Origin of the sequence: Reichenbachiella versicolor (assembly GCF_003171675.1) — a bacterium.
GTDB classification, from domain to species: Bacteria; Bacteroidota; Bacteroidia; order Cytophagales; family Cyclobacteriaceae; genus Reichenbachiella; species Reichenbachiella versicolor.
Genome location: NZ_QFZQ01000007.1, coordinates 203,846 through 218,652, shown reverse-complemented (window position 1 = coordinate 218,652; position 14,807 = coordinate 203,846). Strand labels below are relative to the sequence as shown.

Here is a 14,807-nt window from a genome sequence, read left to right as displayed (position 1 = left end):
ATAATTTAGGTGGGGTCACTATTTAACTTTTGGTAAAGTGAACTAAAAAATTGCATCTCATCCACTGTTTATGCTCATTTTTTTATTCCAAGTCATCATATATCTTTGTTTAAACCGAAGAGAGATTTGGACACTCTCAAAACTGACTTAACATTCAAACAAAAATTCAATCATACATGAGTAACTTGATTTATGTGCCAATAGCGTTGGCCATCCTAGGACTTATTTTCATGCTGATCAAAATGGCATGGGTCAAAAAACAAAGTGCTGGAAACGAGAGAATGAAAGAAATCTCTCTTAATATAAAAGAGGGAGCGCTTGCTTTTCTCAGTGCAGAATACAGACTGCTAGCCATTTTTGTAGTAGTCGCTTCCATAGCCTTATTTGGAATTTCTACTTTAGTAGATACTACCAGTTGGATGATTGTTCCAGCATTTGTAGTAGGTGCCATATTTTCAGCAGTTGCGGGCAATATCGGGATGCGTATCGCTACAGAAGCTAATGCCAGAACTACAGAGGCAGCTAGAACTAGTCTCCCCAATGCTCTAAAAGTGTCCTTTGGTGGAGGTACTGTAATGGGACTAGGAGTGGCAGGGTTAGCTGTATTAGGCTTAAGCCTTTTCTTTTTGGTCTTCATCAAAATGTTCATGGGAGACACTGGAAGCTTTTATGACAATATGACGATGGTCTTGGAGGCACTTGCAGGATTTTCTTTAGGAGCTGAATCAATAGCTTTGTTTGCCAGAGTAGGTGGTGGTATTTATACCAAAGCTGCAGACGTAGGTGCTGATTTAGTAGGAAAAGTGGAAGCCGGTATTCCAGAAGACGATCCCAGAAACCCTGCAACGATTGCTGATAATGTAGGTGACAATGTCGGAGATGTGGCAGGTATGGGAGCTGATCTTTTCGGGTCATATGTAGCAACTGTACTCGCATCAATGGTATTAGGTAATTATATTATCAAAGACATGGCAGAGGCAGGAGTAGTTATAGAGTCTTTTGGAGGTATGGGACCTATTTTACTACCCATTATGATAGCAGGAGTAGGTATAATTGCTTCTATAATAGGTACGTTCTTGATTTCAGTCAAAGACAATTCAGCCAAAGAAGCTGAGGTACAAAAAGCACTAAACATTGGTAATATATCGTCAATCTTGATATCGGCAGTAGCTGGCTGGTTTTTAGTAGACTGGTTATTACCAGAAACGATTACAGGGATGGCCTTCTTTGGAGAAGCTGCTAAAGACATCCCAAGTAGGCATGTATTCTATGCTACACTGGTAGGCTTGTCTGTTGGTTATTTGATATCATATTTTACCGAATACTATACAGCTCTTGGTAAAAAACCGGTGTTGGACATAGTTACTAATTCTTCTACAGGTGCGGCTACTAATATTATAGCAGGTCTAGCCACAGGGATGATTTCTACATTCTCATCTGTTTTACTGTTCGCTGTAGCGATTTGGGGATCGTATGCACTAGCTGGATTTTATGGAGTAGCGATTGCAGCTTCGGCAATGATGGCCACAACAGCTATGCAATTGGCTATAGATGCATTTGGTCCGATAGCGGATAATGCAGGTGGAGTAGCAGAGATGAGTGAGTTACCTGAAGAAGTAAGAGAAAGAACAGATATTCTTGACTCTGTAGGAAATACTACAGCAGCGATAGGTAAAGGCTTTGCAATTGCTTCAGCAGCATTGACTGCCTTAGCATTATTTGCAGCTTATGTGACTTTCACAGGAATCGATGGAATCAATATATTCAAGGCTGATGTATTAGCAGCCTTATTTATTGGAGGGATGATTCCAGTAGTTTTCTCAGCACTTGCGATGAAGTCTGTCGGTAAGGCTGCGATGGATATGGTCATGGAGGTAAGGCGACAGTTCAGGGAAATTCCTGGCATCATGGAAGGAACGAGTACTCCTCAATATGGCAAATGCGTAGAAATCTCTACTAAGGCAGCATTGAGAGAAATGATGCTTCCAGGCGCTATTACTATTATAACTCCTATAATAATTGGATTCTTAATGGGACCTGAGGCACTTGGATCATATATGGCAGGGGTAGCTGTATCAGGCGTACTCTGGGCCATATTCCAAAATAATGCCGGAGGAGCATGGGATAACGCAAAAAAATCATTCGAAGCGGGTGTCAATATCAATGGTGAGATGACCTATAAAGGTTCTGAAGCTCATAAGGCAGCGGTTACAGGTGACACAGTAGGAGATCCATTTAAGGATACTTCGGGACCATCGATGAATATTTTGATCAAGTTAACATGTCTAGTTGGTTTAGTAATCGCTCCGATTTTAGGTCAAGTCTATCGTACAGGAGGACATGGAGATAACTCTCATCGGGCAGAATTTGTCATAAAGTGTAAACCAGACTGTAAAAAAGCTTGCGAAAAAATGGCTAAGATAAATTCAGAAACTGTAGCCTCTATTGATGTTAAAGATTACACGTTAGAAGAATTAAACCCAAAGAAATGTTCCAAGAAAAGTTGCTGTGCTAAGAAGAGTAAAGCAGTTCTAAATTAATGGAAAGAAACTATTTTATGATTTCTTGAATTGGAAGTTAAGAGAAGCGTATTCGGAATTTCGGATACGCTTTTTTTGATCCAATTATCTAAAATACACTTGAAACAATATAGCAGATTTGCCGGGGTATTCTTTGCTCTTGATGATTTTTGGGATGACTAATCTGTCTTTTGATAAAGAGTGAATACTCAAATAATCTGTTCGCGTTTTCTTAGCTCTTTCTTGCGAATCATAGTGATACAGCCTGAGCTGTTCAGTGGCTGTATAGGACCATTTACAGTAGGTCGTCTTTACATTGTCTCCTTTTCCTTTCGTGAAGAATGCATTACCATTCGCTGAGAAGTCTAGTTTTTTCATTGCGCTACCAGACCTATATTGACGTCCGGTATTGGTTACTGTATGAGAATACTTCCAAGTCTCACCCGGAAATAATTGTAGAACTTTCGTTTCCAGTATGTTGGAAGAAATAGCGTCTAAAGTATTTAATGCTTCACTTCTATCAATACCATCCAGTTTAAATCGCTTATTGAGATAGGCTATTTCGGTGGCTAGTTTCTCATTGAACTGACCGAAAGAAAAAAATGAAGACAGAATTACTATCAAGAATATGAATACAAAGCGAACAGCATTTTTCATGATCCAATCAAAATGTTTGAATCTAAAACTAAAGAAATTCAAATCACTTTTACATACTGAGTACTATGAAGATGTATTGTAGAATGGGTGAAATTAGGTTGTGGTTTGATTATTCTATTCAGTCTAAGCGCTCTCAAATTCCTTTCATATTTTTTGGTTTGTTTTATTTTAATTAATTGACACACATTATGGAATAGACTTGGAATACTCACATTATAGAAGAATTGAAGCTGTCAGATATTAAAATTCTTATGAATAATTTAGGGATGCTTTTTACTCAAAGGACAACAGTATGATTTAATTATATTGTTCTCTAGAACAAGTGTTACTTGTCAGAATAAGATAAATCAATGATTCTAAACAATGAATATCCAGCACCGACCCCTAATAGGAGGAACCTTATCGTTTCTCTACTTTTTGGCTTATTCATTGCTTTTTTTCTGATATTCTTCGAGCCATTTGAAATAAATATCTCCAGTGGTAAAAATAGTATTGAGTCTTTACTTTTCTACGGTTTAATATCTACCAGCGTCCTAATCGTTTTCTTGAATATTCTACCGTTTTTCTTACCTCAAGTATTTAACGACGAATGCTGGAAGGTGAAACATCAAATGATTTACTGTTCAGTTATTTTATTAGTTATCTCCACACTAAATGGACTTTATACCAACTTTATTAACTCATTGAGCTTTAATTGGTCCAACTATTGGTGGATTATTAACCGGACTTTTGTTTTGGGTACTATCCCTTTTTCCTTTTTTGTTTTGATTGATTACAAGAGGAGGGATGTAGCCAACAAAGGTGTGGCACTTTCTATTGAAGAGAGAAAAAATAAAAATGAACTGCTCCTAAAGAATAATGTATACTCAATTATTACAGACTTAAAAGAAGAGATATTTTCTTTTGAAGATCGATGCTTTATGTATGCATCAGCGGTAGGGAACTATACGGATTTGTATTTTTTTAATGAGGGTAAATTGTCAAAGTCGACCTATAGAATATCTCTCACTGCATTTGAAAATCAGTTAAAGACCTCCAATCTACTTAGATGCCACCGGTCTTTCGTGGTCAATTTAGATAAGGTAATTGATGTTTCTGGGAATGCCCAAGGTCTAAAACTGACGCTGACTGATGGCCTTTCTATAGTACCTGTTTCTAGGAGGTATATACAAGATGTAAAGTCATCTATTTTAAAGTCAACCTAAAAAAGCTTAAGTCTGTGTTCATCACATAATCATGTCATTCACATCGTGGATATTGTCATTCAAATCATTGTATTGCTACTCATCCCATCAGCTAAATATTCTGGATTAAGTCGCCCATGTTTACCTGATGAAGAAAAAAGCCCTCATTATATTTTTGGTTATTGGAGCCATAACTATGCTGGTAATGTCAGCACATTACCTCTATGAAAATCAATCTGGTATTTTAAGAAGCAAAGACATAGCCTCTAATGTTTGGTATTTGTCTGTTTTTAGAGCTCATGTCTTATTAGGACTTGTTGCTATTTCTACAGGTCCATTTCAATTTGTAAATCGTATCAGAGAAAAAAACAGGTTGATCCATAAACTATTTGGATACACTTATTTTATAAGCGTAGGAATTAGCAGCCTCTGTGGAATTATGATAGCGCCATTCTCTATGGGAGGATGGATTACGTCATATGGATTCACTTTATTGGCTATAGCGTGGTTATTTACTACTGTAAAATCACTACTTGCTATTAAGAGTAGTGATTTATACAATCATAGACTATGGTCATACCTGAGTTATGCACTCACTTTCACTGCTATTACCCAAAGAACGATGCTTTTGATACCATTGCTAACTAGCGTATCATTCATGCCTGTTTATCAGTTATCCGCATGGCTTCCATGGCCTCTAAATCTGATTATAGCTTTACTAATTTTTAATAGTTATTCTTCAACTAAAAGTTAGATTAGATACACTCCATGAATATTCACAGTAAGGGCGTTTTTTATCTTGTTTTACAATACGCAATGGTTTACTAGCTGTCACGAATTAAATAGATAATCAATACCAATTTTATTAATAATCTCATTGTCAGTCATAGACCTAGACTAAGTTTTTATTGAAGTAAATATTTACATTCTAGCTTGTTAAATCATTTGTTTATTGACGTATGTGGATTTCTCGAAATCTCGTATGTTCATTGAGATAATTGGAACAACAGGAAAAAGCAAGTTTAAATTCGTAACTATTGTTTTTGATAGATTACTTTTTTGAGATGTAGTTCTACCCTCCATTATATTCGCAAATACATGGATGAAATCATCTTTTGTATTTCCAGTGTTGTAATGTTGATATGGGTTAATTCTAACTTTTATTTCATCCGGATGAAACAACTCAGTTGAGTTAGCTATATCATAAACCCTTTCCATAATTATCTCTGGAGAATTTAGTTTGAGTACGTTTTCAGAGCACTCTATTACAAAATGTGGCATAGTTTTTTACTAGAAAAGTTTACTGCTATTTGTCTTAATAACGATTGATAAAACGAAATAGAAATTAGAAAGATTGCTTTAACGACCTTCATTGCTAAAAAGAATCTAAAAATACCAGAAAGACCTATTCTCCGTTCGCCCTCTAATGTCTGTAAACAAATCAAGCCTCGTTTTTTACTAAAATTCACATTTTTCTTACCAAAAGGCAGGTGTTGACTCACTCTATCTTTACATCATAATAAAACAGAGAAAAATGATGACTACAGATAACAATGCATTAGCACAAGCTCGCGCACTTACTTTACCTTCTCGTGAAGCAATGTTAAATCGAGAACCATCTGTTTCGCGTTTTTGGAACACCAATCGAACATTGCTCGAAGACGCATGGGCAGAATGGGAAATCGAAAACAAGGACAGCCTATTGGTTCCTGATGACTCGTTATTAGATCCACGACTACGAAAAGCTATTAACGAAGCATGGGAAAACCCAGAGAAAGAAAATGCAGTGGCAGATCTATGGGAAGAGATTATCCCAGGCGTATATTCGGTGCAGTTTTTTGATCTTGAACGTTTAGCAGAATTCCGCAAATATTTAGAAGCGGTAGCGAATTCTCAGATCCCTGCTCGTCCACCATACGGTATTCAATTGAATCGTTTTGGAGTTATGCTTGATCCACGATCAGAGGGGCACTTAGCAGCACCTAACTTTCAAGCATTTTACAACGATATCATGGATCGCTACATGCGTCCAGTAGCTCGTTTGTTATTGGGGACTTATGGCTATGACAACCAAACATTTGGTTTTTCTATTCAGTACAATCCTGATAAGGATAAAGATTTGCACGCGCATACTGATGCTTCAGCGGCTACCTTGAATATCAATATTAACTTACCTGATGAGAAGTTTACAGGTTCACAAGTTGATTTTCATGACAATACAACTGGTAAAACGGTACAAACTGTTTTCGAACCAGGAAAAGCAATAATCCACCGAGGAAGTGTACCACATGCTACACACCCGATCACAAGTGGACAAAGAAGCAACTTGGTAGTATGGTTATACGGTGACCGCATGCAAATTCCTCGCGGAGGAGCAAGTAGCTACGGAAGTTTTGGTGATTCTGAGCCATCAGTTAACGCACCAGAAAACGTCACTGCTCGTGAACGATGGAGTGTGCCAGAAGGAGCGAAAGATTCTTACGCACCATTTTAGAAGAGGGATCGAGAACCACGTTCAGAAGACACTTTGACAAGTATAGTGTTCATGTAGAAGTATAGCCATAATAAGTAGTTCCAGTAAATCATTTTTCTGATTTACTGGAACAAACTATTGATATATAAGACTAATTGCATCAACCAAACCGTAGATGTTTCATCAAATAGGCTTCCTAGAACTAGTTTCCCCATCAACATAGTATTAAGAGTGAGCCTTGTTTTCCAGATTACCCCTCTCCTCTATATTTCCAATATTTGGTTTTATCTTCTTGGTTGGAAATTGATTGTGATTAATCTAAGGTTGATATGGGTGAAACAAAAAAACGATTAGTAGAATTAGACGTTCTAAGAGGGGTGAGTGTTTTTGGGATGATTTTGGTGATTACTCCTGGAAGTTGGGGACATAGATTTGAATGGACAAATCATGCAGAATGGCAAGGTTATCCTCTTTCAGATATGATATTTCCATCCTTCTTGTTCTGTGTAGGTATGTCTATTGCTCTGTCTTTTAACAGAAGAAACCCAGATAGTATCTTTCAGTTAATATTAAAAGTATTCAAAAGAACATTAGCTCTATTTATAATAGGGATAGTAATAAATGGGTTTCCATATTATGATCTTGAAAATATTAGGATACCAGGTATTCTTCAGCGTATAGCACTTAGTTATATGATAGTGACCTGCTTCTGGATTGTTTTGCAATCAAAACAGGTAAATCAACCAATAATATGGCTGTCTATTGTTTCAGTCTTGATCCTTGCTGCATACTATGTCTTATTGTATTATATCCCTGTGCCAGGGATAGGAGTGACTGGAGATAGTCCAGCTTATTCATGGCCAAGTATGGTAGATCAGCAGATATTTGGAATTAATCATTTATGGAAATATGGAGTAACAGATGATAAAGTAACCTATGACCCTGAAGGGATTTTAGCTACTTTTCCAGCAAGTGTTAATGTCGTTATAGGGTTAATTATTGGTTTGATATATACTCGATATACCAGCTTTTATACTTCGGGTAATCTTATAATTTTAGGAGGGTGTCTTTTGATAATAGGAGTGACTCTGGATTATACAAGTGTTGCCCCTAGTATCAAGAAAATTTGGAGTAGCAGTTTTGTACTATTAAGTGGAGGTTTTTCATTACTATTATTTGTTATGATCAAGCTAGTATTAGAAAAATTACCAAAGACAAGGATTTACCTACAGCCATTCATAGTATATGGGGGGAATGCAATAATAGCTTTTGCTTTAAGCAATATGTTAGTTCCCATTTTTGATTTACCAATAGTGGGTGAAAAGTCAATGCGATACCTAGGCTTTGAATTTTTTAATTCGTTCATTTATCATGAGAAGTGGAGTTCGATGTCTTTTGCAATAGCATTTTTGATTATACTATTCTTACCATTAAGGCAGATGTATAAAAGAAGGATCTTCTTGAAACTGTAGAAAGGTATAAAGAAAAGAATCACGTCAATTCGACGCTGTAAATTTCTTTGAAACTATGTCCTAGTTTGCTTCGACGGACGAATAAAATCAATATCTAAGGGGTATTTCTCATTGCTAATATCTAATGTCAGCAGGCTTGATTTGTATTGTGCATTTAACAATAACTGCATTAGTTCTTTTTATAGAAAATGAAAACAAACCTTACTAATTTGTCTAAAGAAAAACAAAGAGTCAGCTCAGTAGACAAAAACACGTACTACGAGATATCGTATATTGACACCAAATATCTTCTCCACATTACTTACAAAAGATAGTATCTCTAGAATGAACAATCTTACAAAGCTTTTCAAATCCATTCTACCATTATCAGGCGCCGATGAATTATTACTAGAAGAGCATTTAAAACCAGAGTGTTTTTCCAAAAAAGAAAGCTACAATGAACTAGGCAGAGTATGTACCAAGCTGGGGTTTGTAGAAGAAGGAATATTTAAAGTCTCCAGTTTTAAAGTAGATGGAAGCGAGTATATCAAGTATTTTGTCGATTCAGGTCACTTTTTGATTGATCTAGACAGCTTCTTTCACAAATCTCCTTCCACAGAAAGTATTGTTGCTCTAATGGATAGTAAAGTATTGACAATCAATTCAAGGTCATATAGAATATTGGAAGACAACATTGAAAATTTTCCCAAAATCATTTATCATCTAAAAGAGAAAGCTCTTATAGCTAAGTTTAGCTTGAAGAATGAAATGTTGGTAGATGATGCAGTCACACGATATCATAAGTTTGTCAAGAGACATCCTGCAATCAATCAGAAAGTTTCCCAAAGGCACATCGCTATGCATCTAGGTATCTCTGAATATACATTAAGCAGAATAAGAGCTCAAAAGTGATTTCTTGCTAAATGGCAAACTTTTCGAAAAAACGCTCCTCTACATTTGTTATTCGAATAATAAACTAACAATGTAGTCATGCAAACATTAAAGAATAAGGTTGTTTTAATAACAGGAGCGTCGAAAGGAATAGGGGCAAAAATAGCACTCAGTGTAGCGAGTGAAGGGGCTAAGGTAATAGTGAATTATAACCATGATCAAGCTGGTGCTGATAAGGTAGTATCTCAAATAAAAGAGTCCGTCGGTGAGGCTGTAGCGATTCAGGCCAACGTATCAAGTAGAGAGAACGTTGAAAACCTTTTCGCAAAGTCAAAAGAAGTATTTGGAAATATTACTACTCTAGTGAATAATGCTGGGGTTTATAAATTCGAACCGATAGAGACCGTAACTGAGGATGAGTTTCACTTACAGTTCAATACCAATGTTCTTGGGACTTTTCTAACAACCCAACAAGCTATTCCACATTTTGAAAATAATGGTGAAGGATCTATTATCAATATAGGGTCTGTGGCGAGTGTTAAGCCTACACCTATGACGTCACTATACTCTGCTACCAAGGGTGCAACAGATGCTTTTACATCCACGTTAGCTCAAGAACTTGGGTCTAAAAAAATAAGAGTAAATTCTATTTTGCCAGGTCCTACCGTGACAGATGGGAACCCAATGAATGATGAAGTGAAATCATTTGTGCAAAGTCAAACTCCAATGGGGGCGATTGGAAAAACTGATGATATAGCGCAGTTAGCAGTTTTTTTAACTTCAGACAATGCTTTTTGGGTTACAGGACAAAAGATAGAAGTCTCAGGAGGCTTTTGATCAATGTTATAGTTTCTTCCATTAAAATCTATCATTTGAAGTCTTCCAAAGGATGACTTCAAATGTGAAGAAAAGCCGTAGATTTATTCTTAACATTCAATCTAATAGGTTATCAGCTGGCAATTTAAAGTCATCTTGACAGTGAAAGGACATATTAGCGAAGATGTATACTTCCTTAGGAAGATGGTTAATTGTGTTTCTAATAGATTCAAACGGGTACTATTAGATTCTACTAAAGACCCATGCTATTCATAGCTGTGGGAATTAAACTATTATAGTTGCTCTCTATTCTTTTTTACTATACGCATTAGGTTATTGGCAAAAATGAAATCTTCAAGCTCCGGTACATCAGTATCAAAGATCGTCTTATTGTTGCCTTCCCAAAGCTTATGTCCTTGGTAAACAAAAACGATATTATCCCCGATTTCCATCACTGAGTTCATATCATGCGATACTACGACCGTAGTGATGTCCAGATCTACTGTGATTTCCTTAATCAAATTGTCAATGATAATTGACGTCTGAGGGTCAAGTCCAGAGTTAGGCTCATCGCAGAATAGGTACTTTGAATTATTAACGATAGCTCTAGCTATACCTACCCTTTTTTTCATTCCACCACTGAGCTCCGAAGGCATTTTGTGATTGGAATTGACCAAGTCGACTCTTTTGAGACACTCATTGACTCTATCAAACTTTTCATCCTTGGGCATATCTGTCAGTATATCCAGAGGGAACATGATGTTTTGCTCCACGGTCATTGAATCAAACAAAGCACCACCCTGAAACAACATCCCTATTTCTCGGCGAATCTCAGTCTTTAAGTTTTTATCCGCAGCTGTGAAGTCTCGACCACCGTAGAGAATAGAACCTTTGTCAGGTTCGACCAGTCCCACTATGTTTTTTAACAGTACACTTTTACCAGTACCCGAAGCCCCAATAATCATGTTGCACTTACCTTGTTCGAAAGTAGCATCTATACCTTTGATAATGTCCTTGCCACTAAACGATTTCCAGAGTCCTTTTACTTCTATCATCTTACAATAACAGTTTAGTTAAAACAAAGTCAGCACAAAGGATACCAATACAGCTATTGGTCACCGCACTGGTACTCGCGATACCCACCTCGAGTGCACCGCCTTTAGTGTAGAAGCCTTTGTAAGCCGAAAGTGCAGCCACTATAAAGGCGAAAGTGTAAGATTTAGCTAATGCGAAAGTGATATTGTATTCTAAGAACTCTGCTCGAATACCATAGACATAATCCACAGCTGAAATCACTCCAGTCAGTGTTCCAGCTATGTAACCTCCAACTAGTGAAAGAAAAGCTGAAAGCACAACTAGCATAGGATAGGTGATGATTGAAGCCAATATTTTAGGTAAAACCAAATAAGAAGCAGAATTGATTCCCATTACTTCCAGCGCATCGATTTGCTCCGTAATACGCATGGTGCCAAGCTCCCCAGCGATATTCGACCCTACTTTTCCAGCATATACGATCGCCATGACGGTCGGAGCCAGTTCCAATACAGTCATATCTCTCACCACCAAGGCAATGACATAGTCAGGAATAAAAGGACTGACCAAGTTATAGGCAGTCTGAAGAGTCGTAACTGCACCAATAAACGTTGAAACGATCGAAACTAAGAAAATGGAGTTGACTCCGATCTTGATACATTCGTCTATAGTCAATCTGACGTAAGTCACGAAGGACTCTCGTCTGAGAAACATCGATCGGATGAACAAAACAAAACGGCCTATGCTATTCATGTCTTCAATTTGTCTTCAATAATAACAATTCTAGTCCTTGCGTGATAGAACAACTCCCGTTTTGTTAGTCTGCTCTTTAAAATGCAAATTTGTTACAACAACATAAAGCAGAAAATGAATAAAACGGCAGTCATTACAGGAGGTACCAAAGGTATAGGAAAGGCAATTATCCAAAAATTAGCTCAAGAAGGTTTCGATATTATTACTTGTTCAAGAAGTTGGGATGAGTTAGAAGAACTTAAAGCCGAAATAGAAGAAGACGCAGATGTGACTGTACATATTATGAGAGCAGACCTTTCACTGAGAACAGACACAGATGCTTTCATCAAGACCATTAACCAAACAGTAGATCGTATCGATATTTTGGTCAACAATACTGGAGTTTTTCTTCCTGGAGAACTTACCTCCGAGCCTGAAGGGAATTTAGAATTGATGATTCAAACTAACCTGTACAGCGCCTACCACTTGACCCGTGGAGTCATAGATAAAATGAAGGATAGAAAATCAGGCGATATCTTCAATATGTGTTCAATAGCCAGTATCACTGCATATCCTAATGGCGGTTCTTATAGCATTTCCAAATTTGCAATGTATGGAATGTCCAAAGTACTGCGCGAAGAACTAAAACCATTTGGAATCAGAGTGGTGTCAGTATTGCCTGGAGCCACATTGACCAACAGCTGGAGCGGAATAGATATTCCAGAAGAGAGATTTATGAAAGCCTCAGACGTAGCTGATGCCGTATGGGGAGCACACAGCCTATCTAAAAATTCGGTTGTAGAAGAAATTGTCATTAGACCACAGCTTGGAGACCTATAAATCTTACCAACAGGTTTTTATTTCAAAAAACCGATTAACGTTTAAACCCCTTTTATCCAAGCCTGATAAAAGGGGTTTTTAAATAGAAAGTAGAGGTAACACTAAAAGTCTGAATTGTCTACACAGGCAAATTCAGACAGTAAGGTGTAATCAAAGATGGTTTTTGATCTAATCAGGATTAGATTTACCCGTTCAATTTCAAACACAGACCAAGTGGCATCTAAGAAATACTGCAACTCCCTGACGGAGTATTCTAGAAGACAAGCAATCGAAGTCAATATTGGAGGAATTCCATTAGGAGGAAATCAACCTATAAGAGTTCAATCCATGACCACCATCGATACTATGGATACTCAAGGATCCGTAGAACAAACGAAGAGGATGGTAGACTCAGGATGTGAATATGTAAGAATCACAGCCCCCAGTCTAAAGGAAGCTGCCAACTTAGAAAACATCAAGAACGAGCTTAGAGCTGCTGGAATTAATGTGCCACTAGTAGCAGACATTCACTTCACGCCCAATGCCGCTGAACTCGCCGCTACTATCGTAGAAAAAGTTCGTGTCAACCCTGGGAACTACGCTGATAAAAAGAAGTTTGAAAACATCGAGTATACAGATGAGACCTATCAGGAAGAACTAGCACGGATCAAAGAAAAATTTGCGCCATTAGTTACTATTTGCAAGGAGAATGGCACAGCGATGAGGATAGGTACGAACCATGGCTCTCTATCAGACCGAATCATGAGTCGATTTGGAGACACACCACTAGGTATGGTAGAGTCAGCATTAGAGTTCCTAAGAATCTGCGTAGAGATGGACTACCATGATATAGTCATCTCGATGAAGGCATCCAATACCAGAGTAATGGTACAAGCCTATAGACTGCTCGTCAATAAACTGGAAGAAGAAGGCCTTCCAGCATACCCGTTTCATCTAGGAGTAACTGAGGCAGGAGAAGGTGAAGATGGACGAATCAAATCTGCTGTAGGAATCGGAGCACTATTAGAGGATGGATTAGGAGATACAGTGCGGGTGTCATTGACCGAAGAGCCAGAGTTCGAAGCCCCAGTAGCAGCATCTTTGATTAATAGATATAGCAGTAGAGCAGGCCATAATAATATCACTCCTTTGGATCAGTCACCTGTTGACCCATTCAATTATCACAGAAGAGAAACTATCGAGACCGATATCGTAGGAGGGCAAAATGTACCAAGAGTCATTGCTGACTTCTCTGATCAAAAAGTAGAAGTCAAAGACTTGAAAAACGTAGGACATTTTTACCTGCCTGAGCCAGATAAATGGAGAATGAACGACCTAGGGGTAGACTTCATCTATACAGGTACTAGTCCAGTAGATTTCATGCTCCCCAATGGCTTGAAAGAGATTATCGATTTTGATACTTTTAAAGACCTTGATGCTACCGATAGTCAGTTTCCTCTATTTAATACCGATCAGATAGATAGCATTGATATTGCTAAAACTTCCTTTTTGAAAGTCGATAGTGCAGATCTGTCTATCGTCGAAAAGTTGAAGATATTGTCCAATGTCACCTTGATATTGACCACGACAAATGATCACGCTATGGCGGAAATGAGAAGATTTATCTTCGAGTTGATCGTTCATGAAGTCAAGCTACCAGTCATTTTGGATCGAAAGATAGATGAATCTGATATTTCAGAATTTCAACTACAATCAGCCACGGACGTTGGAGGTTTATTGATAGATGGGCTAGGAGATGGAGTCATCCTAACAGGGAATGGAGATAAAAAGGTAGAAAACGACACTGCCTTCGGAATCTTGCAAGCTGCCCGAACCCGCATGACCAAAACAGAGTATATCTCTTGTCCCTCATGTGGTAGAACATTATTTGATCTACAGGAGACGACAGCGATGATACGCAAGAGAACAGATCATCTCAAAGGAGTGAAAATCGGGATAATGGGATGTATCGTCAATGGTCCTGGAGAAATGGCGGATGCCGATTATGGCTACGTCGGATCAGGTAAAGGAAAAATTACACTTTACAAAGGCCAAGAAGTAGTCAAGAAAGCTGTTCCTTCTGAAAATGCAGTAGATGAACTAATAGAGATTATCAGAGAAGACGGTCAGTGGGTAGAACCAGCAGAGGTGGCTGAAGCTGAAATTTAAAGTGGTTAAAAGTAACCAAGAACAAAGAATCTGACTAATCAAACCCCTGACTTGACCGAGGAGG

The 14,807-nt window shown here is 37.8% G+C and carries 13 protein-coding genes; 9 read left to right on the top strand and 4 right to left on the bottom strand.

Annotated elements, in window-relative coordinates; translation table 11 throughout:
• Positions 1-176: 176 nt before the first annotated feature.
• On the top strand, positions 177-2,540 hold the full coding sequence (locus DKG80_RS15370; RefSeq protein WP_109832251.1) for a sodium-translocating pyrophosphatase: 2,364 nt from the start codon (positions 177-179) through the stop codon (positions 2,538-2,540).
• An 84-nt stretch (positions 2,541-2,624) separates the two neighbouring features.
• Here DKG80_RS15370 and DKG80_RS15365 read toward each other — a convergent pair whose 3' ends face one another.
• Entirely contained in the window at positions 2,625-3,176 is a 552-nt protein-coding gene (locus DKG80_RS15365; RefSeq protein WP_109832250.1) for a hypothetical protein, read from the bottom strand.
• Positions 3,177-3,526: 350 nt separating this feature from the next.
• Between DKG80_RS15365 and DKG80_RS15360 the strand changes: the two genes are divergently transcribed.
• Together DKG80_RS15360 and DKG80_RS15355 are read left to right on the top strand one after the other, a co-directional pair.
• A complete protein-coding gene (locus tag DKG80_RS15360) occupies positions 3,527-4,381 on the top strand; it encodes a LytR/AlgR family response regulator transcription factor (RefSeq protein WP_109832249.1) in 855 nt (284 codons plus the stop codon).
• A 184-nt stretch (positions 4,382-4,565) separates the two neighbouring features.
• Entirely contained in the window at positions 4,566-5,114 is a 549-nt protein-coding gene (locus DKG80_RS15355) for a DUF2306 domain-containing protein (RefSeq protein WP_162555915.1), read from the top strand.
• Positions 5,115-5,296: 182 nt separating this feature from the next.
• On the opposite strand, the gene DKG80_RS15350 is transcribed toward DKG80_RS15355, so the two are convergent.
• Positions 5,297-5,641 (bottom strand): 5-carboxymethyl-2-hydroxymuconate Delta-isomerase, encoded by a 345-nt coding sequence (locus tag DKG80_RS15350; RefSeq protein ID WP_109832247.1) that lies wholly within the window; start codon positions 5,639-5,641, stop codon positions 5,297-5,299.
• Between the two features lie 253 nt (positions 5,642-5,894).
• On the opposite strand from DKG80_RS15350, the gene DKG80_RS15345 reads away from it, so the two are divergent.
• The 4 genes from DKG80_RS15345 to DKG80_RS15330 all read left to right on the top strand — a co-directional run bounded on the left by DKG80_RS15345 (position 5,895) and on the right by DKG80_RS15330 (position 10,012).
• Positions 5,895-6,854 (top strand): 2OG-Fe(II) oxygenase, encoded by a 960-nt coding sequence (locus DKG80_RS15345; protein WP_109832246.1) that lies wholly within the window; start codon positions 5,895-5,897, stop codon positions 6,852-6,854.
• 308 nt (positions 6,855-7,162) lie between these two features.
• Complete coding sequence (locus tag DKG80_RS15340) at positions 7,163-8,305, top strand: acyltransferase family protein (protein WP_109832245.1); 1,143 nt, start codon at positions 7,163-7,165, stop codon at positions 8,303-8,305.
• A gap of 324 nt (positions 8,306-8,629) precedes the next feature.
• The gene (locus tag DKG80_RS15335; protein ID WP_109832244.1) at positions 8,630-9,196 is read left to right on the top strand and encodes a Crp/Fnr family transcriptional regulator; all 567 of its coding nucleotides are present in this window, start codon (positions 8,630-8,632) and stop codon (positions 9,194-9,196) included.
• 78 nt (positions 9,197-9,274) lie between these two features.
• Positions 9,275-10,012 (top strand): SDR family NAD(P)-dependent oxidoreductase, encoded by a 738-nt coding sequence (locus tag DKG80_RS15330; protein WP_109832243.1) that lies wholly within the window; start codon positions 9,275-9,277, stop codon positions 10,010-10,012.
• Positions 10,013-10,284: 272 nt separating this feature from the next.
• Here DKG80_RS15330 and DKG80_RS15325 read toward each other — a convergent pair whose 3' ends face one another.
• The gene (locus DKG80_RS15325; RefSeq protein ID WP_109832242.1) at positions 10,285-11,046 is read right to left on the bottom strand and encodes an ABC transporter ATP-binding protein; all 762 of its coding nucleotides are present in this window, start codon (positions 11,044-11,046) and stop codon (positions 10,285-10,287) included.
• Position 11,047: 1 nt separating this feature from the next.
• Entirely contained in the window at positions 11,048-11,776 is a 729-nt protein-coding gene (locus DKG80_RS15320; protein WP_109832241.1) for an MlaE family ABC transporter permease, read from the bottom strand.
• 114 nt (positions 11,777-11,890) lie between these two features.
• On the opposite strand from DKG80_RS15320, the gene DKG80_RS15315 reads away from it, so the two are divergent.
• Complete coding sequence (locus DKG80_RS15315; RefSeq protein WP_109832240.1) at positions 11,891-12,595, top strand: SDR family oxidoreductase; 705 nt, start codon at positions 11,891-11,893, stop codon at positions 12,593-12,595.
• Between the two features lie 156 nt (positions 12,596-12,751).
• Positions 12,752-14,743 carry a (E)-4-hydroxy-3-methylbut-2-enyl-diphosphate synthase gene (gene ispG / locus DKG80_RS15310; protein WP_109832239.1) on the top strand — a complete coding sequence of 664 codons (1,992 nt, stop codon included), beginning with the start codon at positions 12,752-12,754 and terminating at the stop codon, positions 14,741-14,743.
• Positions 14,744-14,807 lie beyond the last annotated feature (64 nt).

Coding starts and splice junctions, on each gene's coding strand:
- DKG80_RS15315 (WP_109832240.1), top strand. CDS start 11,891: ATGAATAAAACGGCAGTCATTACAGGAGGTACCAAAGGTATAGGAAAG.
- DKG80_RS15340 (WP_109832245.1), top strand. CDS start 7,163: ATGGGTGAAACAAAAAAACGATTAGTAGAATTAGACGTTCTAAGAGGG.
- DKG80_RS15335 (WP_109832244.1), top strand. CDS start 8,630: ATGAACAATCTTACAAAGCTTTTCAAATCCATTCTACCATTATCAGGC.
- DKG80_RS15370 (WP_109832251.1), top strand. CDS start 177: ATGAGTAACTTGATTTATGTGCCAATAGCGTTGGCCATCCTAGGACTT.
- DKG80_RS15330 (WP_109832243.1), top strand. CDS start 9,275: ATGCAAACATTAAAGAATAAGGTTGTTTTAATAACAGGAGCGTCGAAA.
- DKG80_RS15360 (WP_109832249.1), top strand. CDS start 3,527: ATGATTCTAAACAATGAATATCCAGCACCGACCCCTAATAGGAGGAAC.
- DKG80_RS15350 (WP_109832247.1), bottom strand. CDS start 5,641: ATGCCACATTTTGTAATAGAGTGCTCTGAAAACGTACTCAAACTAAAT.
- DKG80_RS15320 (WP_109832241.1), bottom strand. CDS start 11,776: ATGAATAGCATAGGCCGTTTTGTTTTGTTCATCCGATCGATGTTTCTC.
- DKG80_RS15325 (WP_109832242.1), bottom strand. CDS start 11,046: ATGATAGAAGTAAAAGGACTCTGGAAATCGTTTAGTGGCAAGGACATT.
- DKG80_RS15355 (WP_162555915.1), top strand. CDS start 4,566: ATGTCAGCACATTACCTCTATGAAAATCAATCTGGTATTTTAAGAAGC.
- DKG80_RS15365 (WP_109832250.1), bottom strand. CDS start 3,176: ATGAAAAATGCTGTTCGCTTTGTATTCATATTCTTGATAGTAATTCTG.
- DKG80_RS15345 (WP_109832246.1), top strand. CDS start 5,895: ATGATGACTACAGATAACAATGCATTAGCACAAGCTCGCGCACTTACT.
- ispG (WP_109832239.1), top strand. CDS start 12,752: ATGGTTTTTGATCTAATCAGGATTAGATTTACCCGTTCAATTTCAAAC.